The organism is Streptomyces viridifaciens, from assembly GCF_001888885.2.
GTDB lineage: Bacteria > Actinomycetota > Actinomycetes > Streptomycetales > Streptomycetaceae > Kitasatospora > Kitasatospora aureofaciens.
This window is the reverse complement of the sequence record NZ_CP090841.1, coordinates 6624664-6647629: the sequence shown is the minus strand read 5'-3', so window position 1 is coordinate 6647629 and position 22966 is coordinate 6624664. Positions and strand designations below refer to the sequence as shown.

The 22966-nt window shown below is 73.8% G+C and carries 20 protein-coding genes; 2 read left to right on the top strand and 18 right to left on the bottom strand.

What is annotated here, in order from left to right; all coding sequences use genetic code 11:
• Window positions 1-6 precede the first annotated feature (6 nt).
• Window positions 7-402: an aggregation-promoting factor C-terminal-like domain-containing protein gene (locus tag BOQ63_RS36890; protein WP_046386634.1), complete on the top strand. Its 396-nt coding sequence runs from the start codon at window positions 7-9 to the stop codon at window positions 400-402.
• Window positions 403-540: 138 nt separating this feature from the next.
• Here the strand turns inward: BOQ63_RS36890 and BOQ63_RS36885 are convergent, their stop codons facing one another.
• Together BOQ63_RS36885 and BOQ63_RS36880 are read right to left on the bottom strand one after the other, a co-directional pair.
• Window positions 541-987, bottom strand: a complete 447-nt coding sequence (locus BOQ63_RS36885; protein ID WP_050366961.1) for a DUF6114 domain-containing protein — start codon at window positions 985-987, stop codon at window positions 541-543.
• 62 nt (window positions 988-1049) lie between these two features.
• On the bottom strand, window positions 1050-1670 hold the full coding sequence (locus BOQ63_RS36880; RefSeq protein ID WP_030279049.1) for a DUF6230 family protein: 621 nt from the start codon (window positions 1668-1670) through the stop codon (window positions 1050-1052).
• Window positions 1671-2189: 519 nt separating this feature from the next.
• Between BOQ63_RS36880 and BOQ63_RS36875 the strand changes: the two genes are divergently transcribed.
• A complete protein-coding gene (locus tag BOQ63_RS36875; RefSeq protein WP_030557419.1) occupies window positions 2190-2705 on the top strand; it encodes a hypothetical protein in 516 nt (171 codons plus the stop codon).
• A 295-nt stretch (window positions 2706-3000) separates the two neighbouring features.
• On the opposite strand, the gene BOQ63_RS36870 is transcribed toward BOQ63_RS36875, so the two are convergent.
• The 16 genes from BOQ63_RS36870 to BOQ63_RS36795 form a co-directional block, all read right to left on the bottom strand.
• On the bottom strand, window positions 3001-3591 hold the full coding sequence (locus BOQ63_RS36870; RefSeq protein ID WP_143174843.1) for a hypothetical protein: 591 nt from the start codon (window positions 3589-3591) through the stop codon (window positions 3001-3003).
• The gene (locus BOQ63_RS36865) at window positions 3584-4306 is read right to left on the bottom strand and encodes a 4'-phosphopantetheinyl transferase family protein (protein WP_157846514.1); all 723 of its coding nucleotides are present in this window, start codon (window positions 4304-4306) and stop codon (window positions 3584-3586) included. Before BOQ63_RS36865 ends, BOQ63_RS36870 begins: the two co-directional genes overlap by 8 nt.
• Window positions 4303-5352, bottom strand: a complete 1050-nt coding sequence (locus tag BOQ63_RS36860) for a C45 family autoproteolytic acyltransferase/hydrolase (RefSeq protein ID WP_030279055.1) — start codon at window positions 5350-5352, stop codon at window positions 4303-4305. The genes BOQ63_RS36865 and BOQ63_RS36860 overlap by 4 nt, the downstream gene beginning before the upstream one ends.
• Window positions 5349-5963, bottom strand: a complete 615-nt coding sequence (locus BOQ63_RS36855; protein WP_030279057.1) for a GNAT family N-acetyltransferase — start codon at window positions 5961-5963, stop codon at window positions 5349-5351. Before BOQ63_RS36855 ends, BOQ63_RS36860 begins: the two co-directional genes overlap by 4 nt.
• A gap of 2 nt (window positions 5964-5965) precedes the next feature.
• Window positions 5966-6229, bottom strand: coding sequence for a phosphopantetheine-binding protein (locus tag BOQ63_RS36850; RefSeq protein WP_030279059.1), 264 nt, complete (start codon window positions 6227-6229; stop codon window positions 5966-5968).
• Window positions 6219-7718, bottom strand: a complete 1500-nt coding sequence (locus tag BOQ63_RS36845) for an AMP-binding protein (RefSeq protein ID WP_223886141.1) — start codon at window positions 7716-7718, stop codon at window positions 6219-6221. The genes BOQ63_RS36850 and BOQ63_RS36845 overlap by 11 nt, the downstream gene beginning before the upstream one ends.
• Window positions 7715-11050 carry a non-ribosomal peptide synthetase gene (locus BOQ63_RS36840; protein WP_072655722.1) on the bottom strand — a complete coding sequence of 1112 codons (3336 nt, stop codon included), beginning with the start codon at window positions 11048-11050 and terminating at the stop codon, window positions 7715-7717. The genes BOQ63_RS36845 and BOQ63_RS36840 overlap by 4 nt, the downstream gene beginning before the upstream one ends.
• Complete coding sequence (locus BOQ63_RS36835; RefSeq protein ID WP_030279065.1) at window positions 11047-13305, bottom strand: class I tRNA ligase family protein; 2259 nt, start codon at window positions 13303-13305, stop codon at window positions 11047-11049. The genes BOQ63_RS36840 and BOQ63_RS36835 overlap by 4 nt, the downstream gene beginning before the upstream one ends.
• Entirely contained in the window at window positions 13302-14330 is a 1029-nt protein-coding gene (locus BOQ63_RS36830) for an NAD(P)/FAD-dependent oxidoreductase (protein WP_030279068.1), read from the bottom strand. Before BOQ63_RS36830 ends, BOQ63_RS36835 begins: the two co-directional genes overlap by 4 nt.
• A gap of 6 nt (window positions 14331-14336) precedes the next feature.
• A complete protein-coding gene (locus BOQ63_RS36825; protein WP_030279070.1) occupies window positions 14337-15653 on the bottom strand; it encodes a lysine N(6)-hydroxylase/L-ornithine N(5)-oxygenase family protein in 1317 nt (438 codons plus the stop codon).
• A gap of 100 nt (window positions 15654-15753) precedes the next feature.
• Complete coding sequence (locus BOQ63_RS36820; protein ID WP_072655721.1) at window positions 15754-17013, bottom strand: MFS transporter; 1260 nt, start codon at window positions 17011-17013, stop codon at window positions 15754-15756.
• The gene (locus BOQ63_RS36815) at window positions 17003-18319 is read right to left on the bottom strand and encodes an ATP-grasp domain-containing protein (RefSeq protein ID WP_072655720.1); all 1317 of its coding nucleotides are present in this window, start codon (window positions 18317-18319) and stop codon (window positions 17003-17005) included. The genes BOQ63_RS36820 and BOQ63_RS36815 overlap by 11 nt, the downstream gene beginning before the upstream one ends.
• On the bottom strand, window positions 18316-19500 hold the full coding sequence (locus BOQ63_RS36810) for a saccharopine dehydrogenase family protein (protein ID WP_079183916.1): 1185 nt from the start codon (window positions 19498-19500) through the stop codon (window positions 18316-18318). Before BOQ63_RS36810 ends, BOQ63_RS36815 begins: the two co-directional genes overlap by 4 nt.
• Window positions 19493-20551, bottom strand: coding sequence for a saccharopine dehydrogenase (locus BOQ63_RS36805; RefSeq protein ID WP_030597010.1), 1059 nt, complete (start codon window positions 20549-20551; stop codon window positions 19493-19495). Before BOQ63_RS36805 ends, BOQ63_RS36810 begins: the two co-directional genes overlap by 8 nt.
• 84 nt (window positions 20552-20635) lie before the next feature.
• Window positions 20636-21760: a cytochrome P450 gene (locus tag BOQ63_RS36800; protein ID WP_030279079.1), complete on the bottom strand. Its 1125-nt coding sequence runs from the start codon at window positions 21758-21760 to the stop codon at window positions 20636-20638.
• A 25-nt stretch (window positions 21761-21785) separates the two neighbouring features.
• A complete protein-coding gene (locus BOQ63_RS36795) occupies window positions 21786-22964 on the bottom strand; it encodes an acyl-CoA dehydrogenase family protein (protein ID WP_030279081.1) in 1179 nt (392 codons plus the stop codon).
• Between the last annotated feature and the right edge of the window lie 2 nt (window positions 22965-22966).

Here is a 22966-nt window from a genome sequence, read left to right as displayed (position 1 = left end):
CTCTATATGCCCACTTTCAAGCTGCGTATGCGTACCTCTGCCGCAATCCTCGCCGGCGCCGCCGGTCTGACCGCCCTGGGTGCCGCCGCGGTCCCCACCATGGCCTCGGCCGCGGACGCCTCCCCGCAGGCCATCGCCGCCCAGATCGTCCCCGCGGACCAGCTGGCCTCCTTCAGCCAGATCGTCTCCCACGAGTCCGGCTGGAACGTGACCGCGACCAACCCGAGCTCGGGCTCCTACGGACTGGGCCAGGCCCTGCCGGCCTCCAAGATGGCCTCCGCCGGCGCCGACTGGAAGACCAACCCCGCCACCCAGATCAAGTGGACGCTGGACTACATGAACACCCGCTACGGCAGCCCCAACGCCGCCTGGGCCTTCTGGCAGACCCACCACTGGTACTGAGCCACCCCTCGGCCGCCAGCACCGCACCCGAGACCTTGACCATCCTCCCCCTCACCCCGGGGGCCGGACAGGGACCACTGGGATGACCCGAAAGGGCCCGCGCCCGCGCGATCCGCGTGGCACGGGCCCTGTCGCGGTTCACTCCGGAATCTCCGGCTCCACCGGGCCGCCGTTGTCCGGTGGTGCCCAGGCGCAGGCAAGCGAGCCGCCGATGAGCCCGGGCAGCAGCCCCAGGAAGAAGCCGCCGAAGTTGGCGACCGGCACGGAGAGCAGTGCGAGCAGGATCGCGGCGACCCCGGCGAAGATCCGCACCTGCTGCTGGAGCCAGAGCATGACACCCAGCGTGATCAGCAGGCACCCGATGAGGAGTGAGCCCGCGCCCGCGGTGGTGGAGAGCGCCAGGCCGAGACCGCCCGGGCTGAGGTGGGCATAGGGGAAGGGGAAGTAGAGGATCGGCAGGCCGCCGCTGAACGTCAGCAGGCCGGCCCAGAAGGGGCGGGTGCCGCGCCAGACGCGGAACTCCCGTCGGGCTGTGGCGATCGCCTCGCGCGGCTGGGACCACGGGGCCGTGGTTCTGTTCCACACGTGGCGACTCCCTGTGCGGTCGATGGGATTGAGACGGGACATCGGGGTACCGGATCGGCAGGTCAGAAGCACTCGTCCCGGCCGCGCACCAGCGAAACACCCAGACCGGGAACATCGAAGCTGCCGGCCGCTACCGCGACCGCGGTCACCCGCACGTCGGTCAGGTTGATCGAACTGGCCTGCTGTGCGGGGCTGTTGGGGTTGAAGAAGCGCGAGTCCCGATCGCCCTGGCTGATTTCGCCCTTGGTGAGCGCTCCGGCGGCGACCCCGATGTCGAGGTGGTGGGAGCTCGACTGGTCGGCCGCCAAGTGCTTCGCGTCGATGAAGAACCCCTTCGCGGTGGCCGCTCGCTTGTCACCGGTGAGCCGCAGCGTGAAGGTGCCGAGCACCGGGATCGGGAAGACTGCCGACTGGCAGAGCCCGTGGATCGTGGCGGACTCGAACCCCGTCACCATGACCGGCACCGGGTCGTGCTCGCGGGTGAGGTCCACCGTGCCGTACAGGCTGAAGCCTTCGCCATGGAGCTCCTCGGCGGAGACCTTGAACTCCTCGCCGGAGATGAGGAAGGACGCGGCGAGCGCGTTCTCGGCCATCCCGGCCACGAGGGCCGCGGTGGCCGCGAGAGACGGCAGCAGGACGACGGCGAAGCGCTTCCAGCGAGTCCTGCCGAAGCGTTGCGACATGCCGTCCCTCTCTGACCTGGACCGTGGCTCCCGTGCGCCCGGCCGGAAGCGGGCGCACGGGAGACCGCACCGACTGCCCGAGATCGAGGAAGACCGAACACGGCCGATCATGCGGTGCGGGTAACGGCTCCGCAAACCATTCACGACCACATTGACGACCATGTCGCCGCACATCACCCCAGCGGCCCATCGGCCACGGCAACAGGGGCTCGCCGATCAGTGAGGTGACCGGTGCCGGGCAGCCAAGGGGAAGATTCGAACGGTGCGGATCCTGCTCGAAAAGGCGTCTACCGTACGGCCCGGCGGTCGGGGGGCCACCGGGCCGGGGGGCGCTGTCGAGGGGCGCGTCAGGTGAGGACGAGCTCCTTTGCGCGCCGGTACTCGTCCGCGGTGAGCGGGCGGCGACGGGGCCCGCTCACCTGCCGGAGGGGAGGCGGCGCGCCGGGGAACGGGTGATCATGGGCTGAGCGGGTTCGACGGTCGTCCCCGGCCGGGGACGGGAGGAGGCGCATCGTGTCCATGCCCGACAGCCGTCCTCCCACCGCGCGCGGGCCGGCCCCGGAGGGAACCGCCGACCGGACGGACTACGCCGGAGCGGTCTACGGTTCGATGCTGGCCGCCTCCGTGATCGCGGCCTCCGGAGTGCACGAAACCCGTCCGCGGCTGTCGCTCATCCTGCTGCTGGTGGTCAACGGGCTGGTCTTCTGGGTCGCCCACGTCTACGCGCACCTGGCGGGAGAGCGCGAGGTCGGCCGCCGGGTCGGGTGGCACCGGGTGCGGGAGGTCGGCCGGGAGGAGTGGCCGCTCGTCGAGGCCTCGGCGCTCCCGGCCCTGGCGGTGTTGGTCAGCCCCTGGCTCGGGACGGGCGACAGCGCCTGGCTGGCCGTCGGCGTCGCCGTGGCGCAGCAGGTGGGCTGGGCGACCCTGGGCGCCCGTCGGGCCGGCGCCTCCACCGGCCAGGCGGCCGTCGAGGGCGTGGTGAACCTCCTTCTGGGCCTGTGCATCGTGGCGGCCAAGGTGGCGGTCGGGCACTGATCCGGCCCCGACGGGTCCCCCGGCGGGTCCCGGGGGCCGGTCCGGATGCCGTGGTGCCCCGTCCCGACGCCGGACCGGGGCGGGGCGCCGGCCCGGGGTTGCGGCGAGTTGCGTCTCCAGGCCCGCCAGCGTCCGGTAGCAGGACATCACCTGGGCGACGGGCGGGCAGCCGTGCCGCCGACCGACCACGCCGACGGCGCCGGGGAGACGGCGACCGCCGACGGCGACCGGGCAGCGGGCCGGTGAGGGGGCGCAGGCCGTCGGGACGGCCTCGCCCCCGCCACCGGGGGCCGGGCTAGCCGGGCGCACCGGCCCGGGCCACCAGCAGGGTCCACTCCGCGAGCAGCACGGTCAGCTCCTCGCGCCCGACCCGGCCCGGCGAGCTGACCGCCAGCCGTGACCCGGACCGGACCGTGAACTGCACCGGACCGAACGCGGGGTTGACCCAGGACTGGAGCAGCCACCCGTCGGGGAGCACCGGCTCCGCGTGCAGGGCGAAGGAGTAGCGGCTCCGGTCCTGCTCCGGACGGCGCCGCAGCAGTTCCTGCCAGCCGGCCAGGGCGAGCACGGCCGCGTCCTCGACCGCGAGCCCCGCCGCGGCCGGGAACGGCCCGGTCAACGTGACCGCCCGCGCCCCGGCCGTGGGCACCTCGCCCGCCACAGGCACCGCCCCGGCAGCACCGCCACCGGGAACGCGCAGCACCCGCTCCACCTCCCCCGCAACTCCCGGACCGGCCGGACAGCCGACCCACGCCTGGGGCCCGTCCCAGCCGTCCCGCACGACGACCGTGAACCGCGGGTCGTCGGCCACCGGGGCCAGGCGCTCGCGCAACCGCTGCACCGTCAGCAGTGGGACCACCGCGTGCAGCACCGCCGACTCAGCCATCTCCCGCACTCCCCTCCGGCGGCCACCGCCGCAGCCAGATCCGACCGAGCTGACCCCGCGTCACGAATGAGGCCATCAGCCGGGCGTCCGTCGTCGCCGGCGCCTCCAGCAGCGCCGTGCTCGCCGCCCACGGCTCGCCCCCGGTCCGGGCGATCCCCAGCAGGGCGGCGCCGCCGCGCGCGGGGAAGGAGAGGGTCACGTCCCCCACCCCCTGGGCCAGCCCCCGACCGGTGGCCTTCACAGCGGCCTCCAGCAGGGTCCAGGCGGAGAAGAAGAACTCCGGTCCGGCCCCGTCGGCCTGCGGGGGCAGGGCCGGGTAGAGCGAGGCGAGCACCTGGGTGGCGGACGGGATGAGCCGGATCCGCTCCAGGTCCACCCCCAGCGCCCCTCGGTCCGAGATGCCGAGCAGCAGCAGGTCCTCCGAGCGCGACCAGCTCACCTTCAGCTCCGGATGGTCCGGCAGGTAGGGCTTGCCGCCCCTGGTCCGCGCCAGCCGCACCGCTCCCGGGGCCTCCCCCAGCCGCGCGGCCAGCAGCCGCCGGACGACCAGTCGGGACCGCAGGAAGAGCCGGGCGTCCTCGCCGTTCAGGTAACCGGCCGCCCGGCGGCGCTCCTCCTCGGTCAGGTCCACCTCGTAGTGCGCCGGCGACAGGGGCTCGGCGTCGGCCGCCAGGTCGGCGAGCCAGGCCTCCACCCCTGCGCCCGGGGCCGTCACGTCGGCCGCAGGCCGAAGACCTGCGTGGCCGATCGGGAGGGGTCACCGGGTCGCAGGTGCAGTTCCCCGCGCCCGGGCAGCAGCACCACGGCGGCGACCGTGCGCTCGCGCCGGATGTCGCCCTCGTCGGGCACGCAGATCGGCGGCCTGGACAGCAGTGCGAAGTGCTCCTCCGGCCCGGCCGCCGGGTCGAGCTCGGCGAGCCCGGCCTCGGCTTCCTTGAGGCGGCGCACCGAGGAGTTGCGGGCGAACACGTTCAGCTCGTCGCCGCGCGCCAGGTCCGGGTCCAGGAAGTGGTTGGTGTGCGCGGTCTGGTACCCCTCCCGCACCCGCAGCTCGTCGCCCAGGACCTCGACGCAGACGGCCCGCTCCCGGTCGCACAGGGTCAGCGAGCGGGAGCTGGCCAGCCGCATCCCGCGCAGCAGCTCCAGCGCCCGCGTCACGCTGTCCGCAGTGTCCAGCAGGTGGCGGATCGCCAGGTACGGGGGGAGCCCGGGCCGCCAGTCCCCGCCGAGCACCAGGTTGATCCCGATCGCCAGCCCGTCGCTGTTCAGCCCGAGGTACCCGAGCAGTCCGGCGAAGGAGAGCACCAGCGAGCGCCGGGCGGACCCGGCCGGCGCCACGTCCAGCACGCTGATCGCGTCGTCCAGATTGCCGTTCAGGTCCACGGTCTGGGCCAGCACCGGGTGCCCGGTGTACCGACCGCCGGCCCGTGCGTAGGTGGTGCAGTCGCCGGCCGTCGGCACCTTCTGGTAGCCCATGATCTCCCGCCGCAGCTGGAGCAGCCAGGCCTCGGCGGGGCTCAGCCCGGCCCCGGCGGCCAGGCCCTCGACCTCGGCGGCCAGGTCCGGGGTTGCGGCCTCGACCGCCGCCCGGTAGGCGTCGATCCGCGGCCGCAGCCCGTCCAGGGTCAGCGGGGTGGCCGTCAGGTGGTTGAGCCGGGCCAGCCCGTCGTCCAGGAAGGCGCGCAGCTCACCGGCCAGTGACCGCCCGTGCTGCTCCCCGCGCTCGAACGCGGTGCCCTCCAGCAGCAGTCGCCCGGTCATGCCCCCTCCTGTCGGACCACCCGGGGGCCGCGGGCCAACTGCTCGCGCACCTCGGGCCATTCGTCGCGCAGCACGCTGTAGAAGACGGCGTTGCGCCGCCGGCCGTCCGGCATCGGGTTGAAGCTGCGCAGCGTCCCCTCCTCGCGGGCGCCGATGTTCAGCAGTCCGCGCCGTGCCTGCTTGTTCAGCTCGTCGGTCTTGAACTCCACCCGCAGGGCGCCCAGGTTCTCGAAGGCGTGCCGCAGCAGCAGGTACTTGGCCCAGCGGTTGACCCCCCGGCCCTGGAAGTCCAGGCCCAGCCAGGACCAGCCGATCTCCAGGCGCCCGTCGGCCTCGGCCATGTTGCCGAAGCTCATCGAGCCGGCCACCCGCCCGGTCCGCTTGTCGGTGATCACGAACACCGCCCGCCGGCATGCCTGGTGGTCCGCCAGGGTGGCGTCGAAGAAGGCCTCGTAGTCCTCCGGGGTATCGATCCGGGTGACGAAGTACCGCCAGATGTCCGGCGCCAGCGCGATCGTGCGCAGCCCGTCCCGGTCGGCGGCGGTCAGCGGGCTCAGCCGCACGAACTCGTTCTCCAGCACCACCGGTGCGTGAACGGCCCAGGTTCCCATGGTCACACCGCCTCGATGGTCGACGGGGCGACGGCGTCGACGACCTTGCGCAGCGTGGTCATCCGGGCCAGGTCGTGCTCGGTGAAGCGGGACAGCTCGGTGCCGGTCTCGTCGCACAGCGAGGTGAGGAAGAGCACCTTGTTGAGCGAGGTCAGGCCGTAGCGGGCAGCCAGGTCGGCGTCGGGGTCGACCTCCTCCGGCTCGACCGGACTGGTCAGCACCAGCACCAGGTTCTCCCGGGCCGCGGTCTCGGTCTCAGCGTGCATGGATACCCTCCTGGGGGTTGGCGAGGTCAGCTGCGTAGGCGGCCCGGATCTGCGGGCGCCGGGGTTTGAACTGCGAGGTGAGCAGGCCGTTCTCGACGGTGAACGGCTCACGGGCGACGATCGCCCGGGCGATCCGCTCGTCCTTGCCGAGCGCCGCGTTGGCGTCGGCGAGCGCGTCGGCGATCACGGCCTCGTCGGGCGGGTAGTGCGCGGGGCGGACCACGGCGACCAACTCGGTCTGCCGCGGACAGAACAGCACCGCCTCGGTGATGGCGGGCCCGGAGGCCAGCCGCTCCTCGATCGGCCGGACCACGATCTTCTTGCCGTTCTCCAGCACGATCACGTCGTCCGCGCGGCCGAGGATGTAGAGGTAGCCGTCCTGGTCGATCAGGCCGAGGTCGCCGGTGCGGACGATGCCGCCGGGCCGGAAGACCTTCTCGCTGTCGCCGGGGGCGGCGTAGGCGTAGTGGTCGTTGACGGGGTGGTCGCTGCGCACGCTGATCACGCCGTCGGCGTCCAGCAGCACCTCCTTGCCGGGCACCACCCGGCCGACGCTGCCCTCGCGGGAGGCGCCGGGGTGGTTCTTGGCCACGATGCAGGTCTCGTTCAGGCCGTAGCCCTCGAAGATCGGCAGTCCGGCCTCGTTGAAGAAGCGCAGCGTCGCGGGGGCCGCCGGGGCGGAGCCGGTCCACAGGTAGCGGATCCGGTCGCCGAAGAGCTGCACGGCCTGCTCGCCGACCGGCTTTCCCGACCGGGCCGCCCGCGCCCCGATGTGCCGACGGGCGGTCTCGAAGAAGGCCGGCACGCCCATCACCACGGTCGGCCGGGCCCGCCGCAGGGTGGCGAAGGCGGCCTCGTAGGTGGAGACGGTCACGTCGTGGCCGTGCCGCAGCGCGGAGTAGATCCAGTACCGCTGCTGCAGCAGCGACAGCGGCAGGAAGACGAACAGGTCGTCGCCCGGCCGGTGGTGGAACATGTCCTGGACCGCGCGCAGCGAGCTGTCGATCGAAGCGGCCGTGGCGCCCAGGCCCTTGGGCTCGCCGGTGCTGCCGGAGGTGAACTTGACGGTGGTCACCCGGTCGGGCTCCCAGACCACCGGTTCGGGTGCCGAGTCGGCCTTCTCCACCAGCCGGTCCACCTCGGCCAGCGGCAGCACGCCGGCGGCCTCGGCCGGGCGGTCGGTGAACAGCAGCCGCAGTCCGTACCGGCTGACCAGCTGCTGGTCGGGCTCGAACTTGCCGGGCTCGAAGCCGGCCGTCTCGGCGCCCAGCCAGAGCGCCGCCAGGTCCAGCAGCACCCACTGCGGGCTGTTGGCCGCCAGGATCCCGATCCGGTCGCCCGGACCGATTCCCAGTTCGGCCAGCGCGCCCGCCAACCGCCCGGCCCGGCGGTGCAGTTCCACCAGCTCCAGGGTCTCGGTGCCGTCCAGCCTGGCGAACGAGATCCGCCCGCCGGTCGGCGCGTTCGCCGTGATCCGGTTGACGATCACCGCTGCGCCTCCTTCGCCGCCACGACCGCGTCCACGTGCGCGGCCATCAGTCGCACCGTCTCCAGCGCTGCCAGCTGGCCCAGTTGGATGCCCACGCCGAACCGCTTGCGCACCGCGGTGAGGATCCGCGCGGCGCTGATCGAGTCGCCGCCCAGTGCGTAGAGGTTGTCGTGCGGCCCGACCACCGGCCGGTGCAGGATCTGCGCCCAGATTCGGGTCAGTTCGGTCTCGGTCGGCCCGGCCTCGCCGTCGTCGGCCACCGGCGCGGCCGCCTGCTCGGCCGGCTCGGCCGCCGGCGCCCGGCGGATCAGCTCGCCCCGGTCCACCTTGCCGTTGCGGGTCAGCGGCAGCTCCTCGTGCCACACCACGGCGGCCGGCACCATGTACTCGGGCAGCGCCTCCCGCAGCTCCTGACGGATGGCCAGCACATCGGGCCGGTCGGCGGCGGCGGGCACCAGGTGGGCCACCAGCCGGTCGCCGCGGCTGCCCTCCTGGCGGACCACCACGGCCTGCCGCACCGCCGGCAGCGCGGCCAGCCTGGTCTCCACCTCGCCGGCCTCGATCCGGTAGCCGTTGACCTTGATCTGGAAGTCGCTGCGGCCCAGGATCTGGATCTCGCCGCTGGGCAGGTAGCGGCCCAGGTCGCCGGTCCGGTAGAGCCGCTCGCCCAGCCGCTCGTCGTAGCCGAACTTCTCGGCGGTGCGCTCCTCGTTGCGCCAGTAGCCCCTGGCCACACCGGTGCCGGCGCCGCAGATCTCGCCGGTCACCCAGTCCGGCGCGTCCTGGCCGTCCGCGTCCAGCACGTAGGCGCGGTTGTTGGCGTTCGGACGGCCGTAGGGGATGGACTCGGAGCCGTCCTCCCACTCCTCGACCGGGTGCAGGATGTTCCAGACCGTGGTCTCGGTCGGTCCGCCGAGCGAGACCACCTCCAGGCCCGGTACCAGTCGGCGCAGCGCCGCCGGCAGCGCCGGCGGCAGCCGGTCCCCGCTCATCATCACCAGCCGCAGGGCCGGCGGCGCCGTGCCCTCGGCCAGCGCCTGGTCGTGCATCAGGCCGACGATGGCGGGCACCGAGTTCCACACCGTCACCCCGCCCGACTCGCACATCCGCAGCCAGTGCGCGGGGTCGACCGCCCGGTCGGCGTCCGGCATCACCAGCGCGGCGCCCGCGGTCAGCGCGCCGAACACGTCCCAGACCGACAGGTCGAAGTTGAAGGCGCTGATCGCGAAGAACCGGTCGTCCTGGTGGATGCCGAACCGGGTGTAGCAGTCGGCCACCACGTTGGCCACGTTGCGGTGGGTGACCATCACGCCCTTGGGCGCGCCGGTGGTGCCGGAGGTGTAGAGAACGTAGGCCAGGTCGTCCGGGTCGGCACCGGCCAGCGGTTCGAGCAGCGCGGGCGCACCGGTCGGCGCCGGGGCGGTGGCGTCCAGCCGCAGGACGGCGCGGCCGTCCCGGTCGGCGTCGGCCACGTTGGTCAGCACGCAGCGGACCTCGCCGTCGGCCAGCATGTACCGGCGGCGCTCCTCGGGCAGTGCGGCGTCCACCGGCAGGTAGGCGGCCCCGGCCAGCACCGTGGCCAGGATGCCGATGATCTGCTCCGGCCCGCGCCGCATCACCAGGCCCACCAGCTCGTTGCGCCCGACTCCGTGCGAGCGCAGCCAGGCGGCGGTCAGCGCCGCACGGCGGTGCAGTTCGCCGTAGCTCATCCGGAGCTGGGAGGTGATCAGGGCGGGGTTGTCCGGGCAGCTGGTCGCCCGCTTGGTGAAGGCGTCCTGGAGCAGCACCTCGGGCAGCTCCACGGCGGTGTCGTTGGCCTCCCACCGGCGCCGCAGCTGGTCGCCGGGGAGCAGGTCGAAGCCGGTGCGGGCCCAGCTCCGCTCCTCCAGCAGCTGCTCCAGCAGGGACTGGTAGCCCTGGGTCAGGGCCTCCAGCAGGCCGGCCGGGAACAGCTCGTCCAGCCCGTCGAGCTGGATCACCAGGCTCTGGTGCTGCTCCATCGCGAAGGCGTTCAGCCAGATCTGCGGGGTCTGGCTGACGCTGAACACCTCCGGACCGAACAGTTCGAACGCCGAGCCGTCCACCTCCTCGGTGTAGCCGATCGCGCTGTTGAAGGTGAACGGCATCCGCGCCTCGGCGCTGCCGCGCCGCCGGCCCAGCTCGCGCAGCACCTCGATGCCGGACTGGTGCCGGTGGTCCAGGTCGGTGCGCAGCCGCCGCTGGAGCGCCTGGGCCCGGGCCGCGAACGGCTTGCCGCGGTCGACCTCGATCTCCACCAGCAGGGTGTCGGAGAACTGGCCGACGGCCTCGGCGATCCGGTGGTGCACCGGCGGGCGGTTGGCCACCGTGGTGGTCACGGTGAACCGCTCGCCGGCGCCCCAGCGGGAGAGCACCTCGCCGTAGGCGGCCAGCAGCGCGCCGGACGGGGTGAGCCCCTCTCCCGCCGCCCGGCGCTTGAACGCGGCCCACTGTGCGGCGTCCAGCCGCACCTGGCGCTGGACGAACCGCGGCCGGGTGATCGCGGCCGGGCTCGCCGCCACCGGCAGGTCGGGGTGGGCCGCCAACTGGTCCAGCCGGCCCGCCCAGTAGGCCCGGGAGCGGGCCGCGGGCGCCTTGACCGCCGCCGCCGCCAGCGCCGAGACGTAGTCCTCCAGCGCCAGTCCGGTGCCCTCGGCGGCCGACTCGCCCTGGTAGGCCCGCCACCACTCGCGGAAGAACAGGAAGGAGCTGATCCCGTCCATCACCAGGCCGTCGTGGCTGACGTGCAGCACCATCGCCCGGTCGGAGAGCTCGGTCACCTCCACCGCCAGCAGCGGCGCGCGGTCGGCGGGCAGCACCCGGTGCGAGCGCTGCTCCCGCAGCGCGGCCCGGGTCCGCAGCTGCTGCTCGGGGCTCTGCCCGCGCAGGTCCAGCCGCTCGATCAGCACCGGGGCGACCGAGGCCTCCACCACCTGGCGGCCGTCCTCGGTGAACCGGGCCCGCAGCGCGTCGTGCCGGCCGATCACCGCGTTCAGCGCCGTCTCCAGCCGGCCGACGTCCCAGTGCCCCTCGATCTCGTGGTAGACGTGACTGGCGGTGGAGATCTCGAACACTCCGCCGCGGCCCAGCAGGTAGGCGTGCTGCAGCGGGGTGAGCGGGAAGCTGCCGCTCTCGTGCGGGGTGGCCTCGCTCAGGTGCTGGATCAGCTCGGCCTTCAACCGCTTGATGCGGCCGACCAGTTCCGGGTCCATCCGGTCGCGCATGCCCTGCAGGCGAAGGTCCCCACCGGTCACCGAGACGGACAGGCCCCGCTCCTCGATGTCATGGACCAGTTCGACGAGTTCGGCGTTCATGCCGCCGCCTCCACGACCGCCGTGGCCGCCCGCTCGCCGATCAGCCCGGCCAGTGCGGTCAGGTCGTGCTCGCCGAGCAGCTCGTCCACCAGCACGTCCACGTCCAGCGCGGTGAGCAGCTGGTACTGCAGCTGGACCGCCTGCAGCGAGCTGGTGCCCAGATCGATCAGGGTGGCGTCGGCGGCCGGCCGTTCGGCCAGCTGGAGCGCCTCGGTGACGAGGTCGGTGAGCAGGCCCAGGTGTTCGGGCGGTTCGGCGGCCACGGCGGCCGGGGCGGCGAAGAACACCGCGTCCGCCAGGGTGACCTCGGTGCCCGGCGCCAGCAGCTCGACCGAGGTCGGCCAGTGCGCCGGCTCCGGCAGGCCCAGCGCGGCCGACAGCCGGGCGGCGAAGCGCGGCATCACCGGCGCCGCCACCCGGGCCAGCAGCTTCGCGGCCGCCAGCTCCAGCGCCACCGCGGTGCGGGCCTCGGCCCGCCAGCGGGCGTCGTCCGCCGTCAGGCTCTCCAGCTCGGCGAACCGGACCGTGTCACGCACGATGCCGTCCAGTTCGGCGGCGGCCTGGTTGAGCGAGAACCCGGCCTGGCCGAGCGCCCCGGTCACCGCGGTCAGCCGGGCGCCGAGCCGGGCCAGGAACGCGGTCTGCTCCGGGGTCCAGTTGCCGGCGTCCGGCGCCGCACCGTCGTACCCCTTGCGGACCCGGGCGCCCAGGTCGGTCAGCCAGTGCTCCCAGGTGCCGACCAGGGTCTCGGTCAGCACCCTCTGGTACTCCTCGCGGCGGAAGTTGGTGCGCCGGCCCTCGGGTCGGGTCAGGCTGAGGAAGAACCGCACCGCGTCGACCGTGTCGGCGCCGAGGATCTCCTTGCCCCAGATCGCGTGCCGCCGGCTGGTGGAGAACTTGGCGCCCTCCAGCAGGTAGAACTCGTTGACGTGGTAGTCGATGTCAGGCGTCCAGTCGGGGTACGCGACCCGGTACAGCGCCGGGTAGAGCACGCCGTGGTAGAAGCTGTTGTCGTAGCCGAAGAAGTGGACGATCTTCCAGTCCGCGGCGGGCTCGGCGGCCCGCCAGTCCTGGTCCAGCCGGCGGCCGAGCGCCTGGATGCCGTGCAGGAAGCCGTAGGACATCTCCGGCCAGACCCAGATCACCTGGTCGGCGCCGGCCTCCTCGGCCGGGCGCACGCCCCAGTCGGCCGGGTGACTGACCGGGATGTCCAGTTCCGGGCGGGCGAACAGCCGCCGGGCGAGGTCACGCAGCCGGACCGGGACCCGGCCCAGTCGGTGGTGCGCGGCGATCTCGTCCTCGAACTCGTGCAGCGGCAGCGAGAAGCGGGTCGCGGTGCCGGTCCGCGGCGCTGCCTGCGAGCGGGCCGAGCGCGGCGCGACCAGGTCGACCACCAGGTTGGGCTCGCCGCACTCCTCGCAGATGTTGCCGCTGGTCCCGGCGGCGCAGGTCGGGCAGGTGCCCTTGGCGTCCACCTCGTAGAGGTAGGCGCCGGTCTCACCGTCGAACAGGGCCGGTGCGGCCTTGGGGGCGACCGTGCCGGAGTCGACCAGCCGGGTGAAGAACTCCCGGAGCCCGTCCGGGTACTCGGCGTCCGCGTTGGTCACCGTGTACTGGTCCAGCGGGATGTCCATCAGCTCCAGGGTGGCAGCGATCTCCGCGCTGAAGTGCGCGGCGGTCCCGGCCGGGGTGTTCCCGTCGCGCTCGGCCGCGCCGACCACGTAGCTCTGGAAGTCATCGCTGCCGGTCAGGTGCCAGGCGCGGGCGCCGTTCATCCGCTGGAACCGGACGAACGCGTCGGCCCCCAGGTACGGGCCGGAGAGGTGGCCCAGGTGGAGGTCCCCGTTCGGGGTGGGCGGAGTGGAGAAGACGAAGACCGGCCGGTCCCCGAAACCGGTGCCCGCGGGGGCGGTGGCCGCCCGGGCCGCGCGCTCGGCGTCGCGCCAGTACTGGGTGACGAACACCAGGTCGTCGGCGCCGGTGTTGTGCAGCACGTGCGTCTCGAAGGGCTCGAACAGGGCCACCGTGCCCGGCACCGCCGGATGGCGCTCCCCGTCGACCTCGAACTCGCCGCGGCCGGCCACGATCACGAAGAACTCGGTCTCGTCGTGCCGGTGCAGCTCGGAGCTGACGCCCGGGGCCACCCGGCCCCAGCCGGCGCCCGGGCCCTGGCTTCCCGCGATTCCCTCGATGCTGCTCATGTCGATGCCGAAGGCCTCGTGCAGCACGCCCTCGTCGTAGCTGCTCAGTATCATGCGTGACTCCTGGTCGGACTGGTCAGGAACGGAATGTCGATCAGATCGGCGGCCTGCGCGGCGATCGCGGGGGCCAGCCGGTAGCCGGAGCCGTTGGCGGCGCCGGCGAAGACCACCCGCGGGTCGGCGGGCAGCGGGCAGACGATCGGCTCCCCGGTGCCGCTGTAGGCGTCGCAGAAGACCCGCCCGGAGGCGCAGTGCGCCGCGTACTCGGGGGCCACGGCGCGCAGCACCGCCAGCGCGTCGCCGAGGTCCTGGTCGGACAGGCCCTCGCCCAGCGCGTCGGGGTCCACGCCCCACTCCTGGCAGGTGTAGCTGAACAGCCAGTGCCCGCGGTCGTGCAGCGGGAGCAGGAAGGCGTCCTCCGCCTGGAAGACGACCACCCGGTCGGTCGGTGCGGGCACCAGGTCGATGTGCAGCGCGACCACCTTCTTCACCCGCACCCCCAACGGAGCGACCAGCTCGCGCCAGGCGGGGGCCGCGATCCACGGCCCGGGCGCCAGCACCACCTGACCTGCCGTCAGTTCGCCGCCGCTGCTCAGCGCCAGGGTGATCCGCTCGGGGTCGAGCCCGATCGCGGTGACCCCGGTGCCCTCGTGCACCACCGCGCCGCCGCGCAGCTCGCTGGCGAGCCGACCGGTCAGACCCGACACGTCCGCGTACTGGCCGCCCTCGACCTGCCAGACGCCCGCGGTGGCCGGGGTCGGCCGGGCACTGGCCAGGTAGCTCCGGCGCACCGTCTGCTCCGCGCCGACCACGTCCATGCCGACCTGGTGGATCGGCAGTTCCGGTCGGTGCGAGGACAGTTCGGCGTAGTACTGCTGGCTGTAGGCGGCCATGCCGCGCACCCGGCCGGTCGCGCCGCGCGGGAAGTGCAGGCCGGCCGAGCGGCGGCTGGCGCCGGAGCCGACCGAGTCCCGGTCCAGCACCGCCACCGTCCGCTCCGGGCGACGGGCGAGCAGTTCGCGCGCGGTCAGGCAGCCGATGATGCCGCCGCCGACGACCGCGATGTCCACCTCATTCATCGCCGCTCACACCCCCCAGCCGGCGTCGGCCCCGACCTTGGCGGACCAGTCGATGAAGGACTCCAGCGGCTCGTTGCTGCGCAGCCCGCGGATCCGGTCGACGATCCGGCGGCTGCGCCAGGCGTTCAGGCTGAGGTTGGGGTCGGCCAGGCCGCGCTGCTGCTTGGCCGCGTTCTGCACGAAGACGTTCCGGTCGGCCGGACCGTCCCAGCGGACCGCGTAGTCCTGGTCGATCCGCAGTTCCTCACCCTCGCGCTCCAGGCGGTCGGCGATCGGGGCCAGGAAGTCGGTGGCGGCCGGGCGGAAACCGGTGGCCCAGACGATCACGTCGGCGTCGAAGCGCTCGGTGCCCTGGCGCTGGTCGTTGTGGCGCACCTCGACCGTCCAGCCGCCGCCCTCGGCCGCCCGCACCGTCTCCATGGTGCGGTTGGGGGCCAGCGCCACCAGGTCCTCGGCGCCCTCGATGAACCGGTGGACGTAGATCCGCTGGTAGATCTCCCGCAGGGTGGCCTCGGAGACCCCGTCGCTGGTCAGGTTGTGCTCGGCGTTGAACCGCTCCCGGGCCGCCGGCGCCAGCCGGTAGAAGTACTCGGCGTGGCCCGGCATGTAGAAGTCGTTGGTGAAGGGCGAGTCGTCGATCGGGAAGTAGTTGCGCCGGCGGGAGATCCAGGAGACCCGGCGCGGCAGCTCGCTGCCCGACCGCGAGATGAGCTCCAGGAAGGCCTCGGCGCCGGACTGGCCGCCGCCGATCACCGCGACCCGCTTGTCGCCCAGGTGCTGGGCCCGGTCCAGGAACTCGCTGACGTGGAACTGGGTCGGGCCGATCAGCCCGGCGGCCTGCGGCGGCACCCACGGGCGGCTGCCCACCCCGAGCACCAGGTTGTCCGCGGTCAGCCGGCGCCGGTCGGTGTCCACCACGAACCGCGCGCCGTCGAAGTCGACCGCCCGCACCTCCTCGCCGAACCGCACGTTCGGGTTGCGGCGGCTGGCCCAGTCCAGGTAGTTGCGGAACTCCTGCCGGGGCACGTCGCTGAACTGGGCGTTGAGGAAGTGGTAGATCCGGCCGTGCTCGTGCAGGTAGGCGAGGAAGGAGAACGGGTTGGTGGGGTCGGTCAGGCTGACCAGGTCCTTGTAGAGCGAGACCTGCAGGGTGGAGCCGGGCATCTGCTGCCCGTCGTGCCAGCCGAACTTCTCCTTGCGGTCGAGGAAGAGGTTGCTGACCTCGGGCACGCTGTGCAGCAGTGAGGCCAGGCTCAGGTTGGCGGGGCCGGCGCCGACACCCAGGCAGGTGTAGTGGGCCTCGGCGGGGTGGGTGTGGGACATGTCGCGGGCCTCTCTTTGTTCTCGGACGACGAAGGTGGAGAAGCGGGCACAGCGCACTGCCCGCCCAACGGGGCGTCGGGGAAGTCGGGTGGGGGGAGGGTCAGCCCGCGCGGGGCGAGGGCCGAACGGCGGCCAGGCCCAGTACGGTGGCCGCCAGCGAACCGAGCGCCAGCAGCGGCCAGACCAGCACGCCGGCCTGGATGAACAGCCAGCCGCCCAGCATCGGACCGAGCGCACTGCCCAGGCCGAACACGAACTGGAAGCTGCCGATGTAGCGGCCCTTCAGCTGCTCCGGCCCGGCGGTCCCGGGGTAGGCGAACACCGTGGGGCCGCCGATGATCTCGCCGATCGACCAGACCAGGGTGCCCAGCACGATCGCGGCCGCTCCGATCGGCAGTGCGTAGCAGGCCACTCCGGCACCGACCAGGGCGAACCCCAGGCCGATGGTGATCCGCGCCGGCCAGGACTGGGCGAGCCGGGTGACCAGCAGCTCGAAGGCGATCACCACGACACCGTTGAGCGAGACCGCGACCGTGTACCAGACGATGGCAAGGTGCCGGTCCTGCACGAACAGCGGCAGGGTGGACAGGTACTGGACGTAGACCACGGCGTGGCAGAAGGCGGCGGCCAGGTAGCGCAGGTAGCGGCGGTCGCGCAGCACGGCCCGGTAGCCGCCGGTCTGCGGCGCCGCGGCCGCGGTGGCACTGCGGCGGGTGGCGGCGGGCAGCGTGGCCAGTGCGAGGACCGCGTAGGCCAGCGCGATCAGCGCCTCGCCCCAGAAGAGCAGCAGGTACCGGTCGTGGCCCGCGTGGTAGAGCCAGAAGCCGACCAGCGGGGCCGCGGTGGCGCCCAGGTTCAGGCCGAAGCGGTACATCGCGAAGACCATCACCTGCCGATCGTCCGGCGTGAGTTCGGCGAGCAGCGTGGCCGAGGCGGGCCGGAAGACCTGCGCGCTGAGGCCGGCCAGGCCGACCGCCGCCATCAGCAGGCCGTACCCGGGCAGGTAGAGCAGGGCCGCCGTGAGCACCGCGGTCGTGCCCATGCTGGCCACGGTGGCGTTGCGCACGCCCAGCCGGTCCGCGAGGGAGCCGCCGACCAGTACGCCGAGCACGGCGCCACCGCCGTACACGCCCAGTGCCAGCACGGTCTCCGGTTCGGAGTAGCCCTTCGAGCCGAGGAAGAGCACCAGGAAGACGTTGAGGAAGCCGCTCAGCCGGTTGACCAGCACGCCGGCCAGCACGGTCTTCACCGCGAGCGGCGCGTCCCGGAAGGTGGCCCAGACGGTCACCCGGGCCGGCGCCGGTTCGGCCACCGTCTGCACCTGCGCAGCCGGCTCCGGGCGGACGGTGTCAGTCGACATCGCGCACCTCGATCGCCACCGCCGCGCGCACCCGCTGCTCCAGCGCGTCCAGCTCCTCGGGTGACGGGGCGTCGATCAGGAAGCAGACCGCGCGGTCCTCGGAGCTCTCCAGCGGGCCGAGCCGGCTGCCGCGCTCCTTGAGCACCAGCACCGCGCGCAGCTCCCCCGGCCCGTTGGGGCCGCCGACCGGCGGGTCCGGCCAGATCCCGGCCTCGCCCAGCCAGACCGGCCGGACGCCGGGCCAGTCCACCCGGACGTCGTCCAGGATCCCCTCCCGGTGCTCCAGGTAGACCTGCCGGGTCCAGCGGCGCGGCTCGGGGTAGTCGGCCGGTTCGCCCAGCGCCAGCCGGACGATCTCCGGTTCCAGCGGCTCCCCGGTGGCCAACCGGTAGAGGGCCAGCAGGCCGTCGCCCGGGGTGCGGGCGGCCACCTCCATCAGCACCGGGCGGCCGGCGGCGTCCACCCGCCACTCGGCGTGGGCTATCCCGCTGCCGAAGTCGAGCGCCGCCAGCATGGTGGCGTTGGCCTCCAGCAGCGCCCGGTCCACCGGCTCCGGCGCGCTCGGCACCGAGTGCGACAGCTCGACGAAGGTGGCCGCGTGCGACTCGGTGGTGGTCTTGCGGGTGACCGAGGCGAAGACCACCTTGCCCTCCTGCACCAGGCTCTCCACCGAGTACTCCTGGCCGACCACCTTCTGCTCCACCAGCAGCGTCTCGTGCTCCGGGTAGTCGGCCAGCCGCGCGGCCAGCACCTGCTCGTCGCCGACCGTCACCACACCCGAACTGGAGTGTCGGGCAGCGGGCTTGAGCACCACGGGGTATTCGACCGAGGCCGGTTCGAAGGCGGCCCGCTCGGCCGCCGGCAGCACCGCGCCGGGCGGCGCGAACTCCGGCAGGTACCAGCGCTGCAGCGGCTTGGAGCGGCAGACCCGGGTGGCCCGCAGGCCCGGGCCGGGCAGGCCCAGCGCGTCGGCCAGCAGCCCGGTGGGCTCCACCAGGGTCTCGCCCACCGCGTAGGCGCCGACGATCCGGTAGCGCGCCCGCCAGTCGGCGGCCCGTGCCAGCACGCCTGCGGTGAACGAGCCGTCCTGGTTCAGCTCACCGTCCACGAAGGCGATCTCGTCGATCATGGCGGCCGGCCCGGTCGGGTCGGCCTGGGCGGCCAGCGCGCGCTCGCGCCAGCCGCGCGGGGTGATCAGCAGGATCTTCAGCCCGCGGGCGGCCAGCTCCTGCAGGTAGCGCGGATTGCGGCAGACCACCCAGAAGGCTCCGGTCAGGACGAAGGCCGGTGGTCGTCGATCGGTCACAGCAGTGCTCCTCGCGTCGTGCTTTCGGTGGTGCGCAGCTCGGTGGTGATGCCGCGCGCGGCCAGGAAGTCCAGCCACTGTTCGGCCTCCCGGGCGTCCTCGGCGGCCCGGTGCAGGCCCGGGGCCAGCGCGCCGTCGAGGATCCGGGTGATGCCGTACGCCAACGGCAGCGAGACCAGCAGGGCCATGGCGCTCTCCCGCTCGTCGCCGCGCAGGTCAAGCAGGCAGTTCCCCGACCAGGCGCCGTCGGTCCAGCTCAGGTCCAGTGCCACGGCGAGCACCACGCGGTCGCGGTCCGTCTCGCGCATCGGGTGGCGCTCGGCCAACTCGCCCGCCAGTGCCGCGATCCGCCCGTCGTCGCCGGACTCCACGGTGGCGAAGACCTCGGACCAGGCGGCCCGCCAGCCGGCCGGGCGCAGCGTGCCGCGGACGAAGGAGCGCTTGCGCCACTGCGGCGGGAAGTCGTACTGCTCGGCGAAGGGCAGGCTGTCGCGGTTGGGGTACACCTCGAACTGCTCGCCGGCCACCGGGTACTCGGTGGTCGCCTGCCAGGGGCGCGGCGCGGTGCGCACCTGCCAGTCGCGCAGATAGCGGGCCGGCGAGCGCAGCGCGTTGAGCACACCGAGCGGGGCCCAGCTGAAGCGGTAGCGGAACTCGTTGAGCTCGGCGGGCAGTCCGCCGCAGTAGGAGGTGAAGTCGGCGGTGCAGGCGGCCTCCCCGGCGGCGGTGCGGCCGAGTTCGACCAGGCGGTGGGCCATCAGGTGGTCGATGCCCGGGTCCAGGCCCGCCTCGGTGAGCACCACGGTCCGCTCGGCCGTGGCCGCCAGTTCGGCCAGCTCCGGCGAGACGTAGCTGGAGCAGGCGAAGTGGGCACCGTGCGCCAGCGCGAGGCGCAGCAGCTCGGGGTGGTGGGCCGCCGGGAGCATCGACACCAGCACGTCGCCGGGGGCCAGCGCGGCGGCCAGGGCCGCCGTGTCGAAGGCGCGGGCCCCGGCCCGGCCGGCCAGGCCGCGGGCCGCGAGGCACTGTTCGGCCTTGGCCGCGGTCCGGCCCCAGAGCACCACGCGGGCACCGTGCTCCAGCAGCAGCTCCAGGCCGCTGCGGCCGGTGGAGAGCCCGGTGCCGATCCAGTGCACCGTGCGTATCGCGGTCGAGAGGTCGGTCACGGACGGCTCAGACATGGACGGCCTCCAGTTCGTGTCGGCGGCAGGCGGCCCGGAAGTCGGCCCGGCAGTGCCGCCAGGGCGCGGCCGGGTCGGCCAGGGTGCGCAGCTGGGCGACCAGTTCCGCGGAGAAGGCCCGGCTGGCCTCGGCCGGCAGCAGCGAGGGCAGGTTGTCGATGGCGATCAGGTCGAGCGGCGGGTCCTGGTGCAGGCGGCGCACCGGCTCGGACCAGTCGGTGACGGCGCGGTAGACCGGCAGCACGTTGAGGTCGGAGGTGACGTCGCAGGTCACGTCGACCACCAGGCTCAGCCGCCGGTCGGCGACCGGGAGGTCGGCGGGGCGCAGGAACGGCGGAATCGGACGGGACGTCAGCACGGTGTTGACCAGCAGGTCGTGGTGGAGCAGCGCGGCGCGGTCCAGTTCGCGGGTCTCCTCCTGGTCCCAGCAGGTGGCGGCCAGCCCGGCCACCTCCAGCGCGTCCACCGCGCCGCGCCCGCAGCGGCCGAGCGCGCCGATCACCAGCGCGTCCGGGGCGCCGGCGCGCATCGAATCGCGCAGCCGCCGGTCCAGCTCGCCCTTGGACAGCGGGCACAGCGGGGCGGTGAGCCGACCGCGGGCCTGCAGCACGCCGAGCGCCGCACCCACATAGCCGGCCCAGTAGCCGAAGGCGGCCAGCCGGCGCCCGGTGTCGTCCACCAGGTACTCCAGGTCGAGCAGCTCGCCGCCGCCGCGGGCGAACCTGGCGAGCAGCTCACGACTGCCCTGCTGGCCCTTGTAGGCGTGCCCGAAGAAGATATGACGGTGAATCAGCTGCTCGGGCAGGTCCGGGAGCTCCTTGAGCCCGAGGACGTACGCCGGTTCGGGGGCCTCGGTCCAGGAGCCGGCCTCGGCTCCCTGGCAGCCGGCGGCCAGGTACTCGTCCAGCGGGTACACCCGCTGCGGGGACTCCTCCACGGTCAGGTGGAATCCCAGCTCCACCAGCCGGCGTGCGTCCTGCGGCACCAGCGGGGCCCGGCGCTCGCTGGCGCGCACCTCGTGCCGGATCCACAGCCGCGGCTGCTCTGCCATCGATCTCGTCCTTCCTGGATGTGGTCGTGCGGGGGTAGGGCGGTGCCAGTCGAATGCGGCTGGGCCGAAGTCGGACGGGGCTGCTCAGAGCAGCGGGATGCGCGCGTTCGCCAGGGCCCGGTAGCTCGGCCCGGCGGGCAGCGCGGCCGCCTCGAAGCCGTGCGCCAGCAGTTCGTCCAGGACGCCCGCGGTGATCGCCACCGCGAGGTCGGCGCCCGGGCAGCGGTGCGGGCCGGCGCCGAAGGTGAAGCAGCTGGGCGCGGGGCGGGCGGGGTCGAAGGCGTGCGGGTCGGGATTGGCCGCGGGGTCGCGGTTGGCGGCGGCGAGTACCACCAGCACGGCCTGTCCGGGCTGCACGGTCGCCGCGCCGAACCGCCAGGGCTCGGCCGCGAACCGGCGGGTGTTCTGGATCGGCGCGTCGTGCCGGGCCACCTCGCGGGCCAGCGCGGCGAGGTCGCCGGCCGGCTGCTCGCGCAGCGCCAGCAGCGAGTTGCCGATCAGACCGGCCGTCGCGTCGTAGGTCTGCGAGAGGAAGCCCACGGCGTTGGCCAGCAGCGGCGCCGTCCGCGGCCAGTCCCGCCGACCGGCCGCCCGGACCAGGGCGGCCAGCAGCCCGGTCGGCTCGGCACCGGTCAGGCCCGGCCCGAGCAGCTCCCGCAGCCGCGCCGCGGCCTCCGCGGCCGCCCGCTGCTGCTCCGCCGTGGCACCGGCGGGGATGCACTGCACGAAGTCCCCCACCAGTCGCGCCGCCTCCGGCTCCAGCCCGGCGTCCAGGCCGCACAGCGCGGCCACCACGCGGGCCGGCACCTGGAACATCAGCTCCTCGAAGCCGGGGCCGCCGGCCCGCTCCAGGCTCTGCCGGGTCCGCTCGGCGGCCAGCTTGCCCGCCTCGGCCGGCTCGGCCTCGCCGAGCGCGTCCAGCACCACCTGCTTGAGGCGCTGCTGGTCCGGGCCGTCGGTCATCCGGACCAGGTCGCCGAAGACCGCGCCGGCAGCGGTGCCGAGCAGCCCGGTCGGCACCGGCTCGCCCGGCGGGCGGACCCGCAGTTCGGCGGCCGACAGCGCGGCGGTGACCGAGGCGGCGTCGGCGGCCACCCAGGCCTGCAGCTGCTCGTCCCAGCCGAACGGACGTTCCGCGGTCAGCCGCGCGTAGTACGGGTACGGGTCGGGGTGCCGGACGGCCTCGACCGGGTTCGTCGGGGTCTGCATGGAAGCTCTGCTCCTTGACGGGACGTCAGCGGGCCCGGCGCGCGTCCAGCGCACCGGCGATGGTCAGCTGTTGAACCTCCGAGGCGCCCTCGTAGACACGCAGCGCCCGGATCTGCCGGTACAGGCGTTCGGGCAGGCTGTCGGCGACCAGCCCGGCGGCGCCGTGCAGCTGCACGCACCGGTCGACGATCCGCTGCGCCGCCTCGGTGGCCTGCAGCTTGGCGATGCTGGAGTGCTTGCCGAACCCCCGGTGCCCCCGGTCCAGCTCCCAGGCGGCCCGCCCGACCAGCAGCGCGGACGCGTTCAACTCGACCTCCATGGCAGCCAGGTCGAACTTGACCGTGGGCAGGTCGAACAGCACCCCGCCGTAGATGGCGCGCTGCCGGGCCCGTGCCTGGGCCGCGTCGGCGGCCCGCCGGGCGAAGCCGAGCGCGGCCGCGCCCACCGTCATCCGGGCCCGCTCCAGCAGGTCCATCGCCACCACGAAGCCACGCCCGGGCCGGCCGAGCACCGCGTCGGCGGGCACCCGGCAGTCCTCGAACGCCAGGTGGGCGAACGGACGGGGCGCGATCGCGTCGATCGGCTCGCGCACCCGCAGGCCCGGGGTGTCACCGGGGACCAGGAAGGCGGTCAGCCCCAGCGGCCCCGGTCCCTCGCCCGTCCGGGCGATCACGCAGACCACGTCCGCCACCGTTCCGTTGGCGATCCACGCCTTGCCGCCGTTGAGCACGTACTCCTCGCCGTCCCGCTCGGCGGTCAGCGCCACCGCGGCGACGTCCGAGCCGGACTGCTCCTCGGAGACCGCGAAGGCGCCGGCCAGGGTGCCGGCCGCCAGGCCCGGCAGGTAGCGCCGCCGCTGCTCGGGACTGCCGTACCGCAGGATCGGGGTGGCCGAGAGCACCTGGATCGCGAAGGCGAAGTCGGCCAGGTCCTCGGCGTAGGCGAGCGCCTCGCGGGCCAGGCACACCGAGCGGTAGTCGCCGTCGGTGCCGGGCTCCTCGTCGTCCAGGAAGGCCAGCCAGCCGGCCTCGCCGAGCGCGGCCAGCGCCCGGCGCACGGCCTTGTCGGGGCCGTCGGTGCGCAGTTCGGTCCAGAGCGCGGCCCGCTCCTCGCACCACCGGCCCAGCCGCTGGGCGCGGTCGCGGTGCTCGTCGGTGTAGAAGGGCAGCCGGAGGATCTCCGGGTCGAAGGCGTTGGGGGTCACGG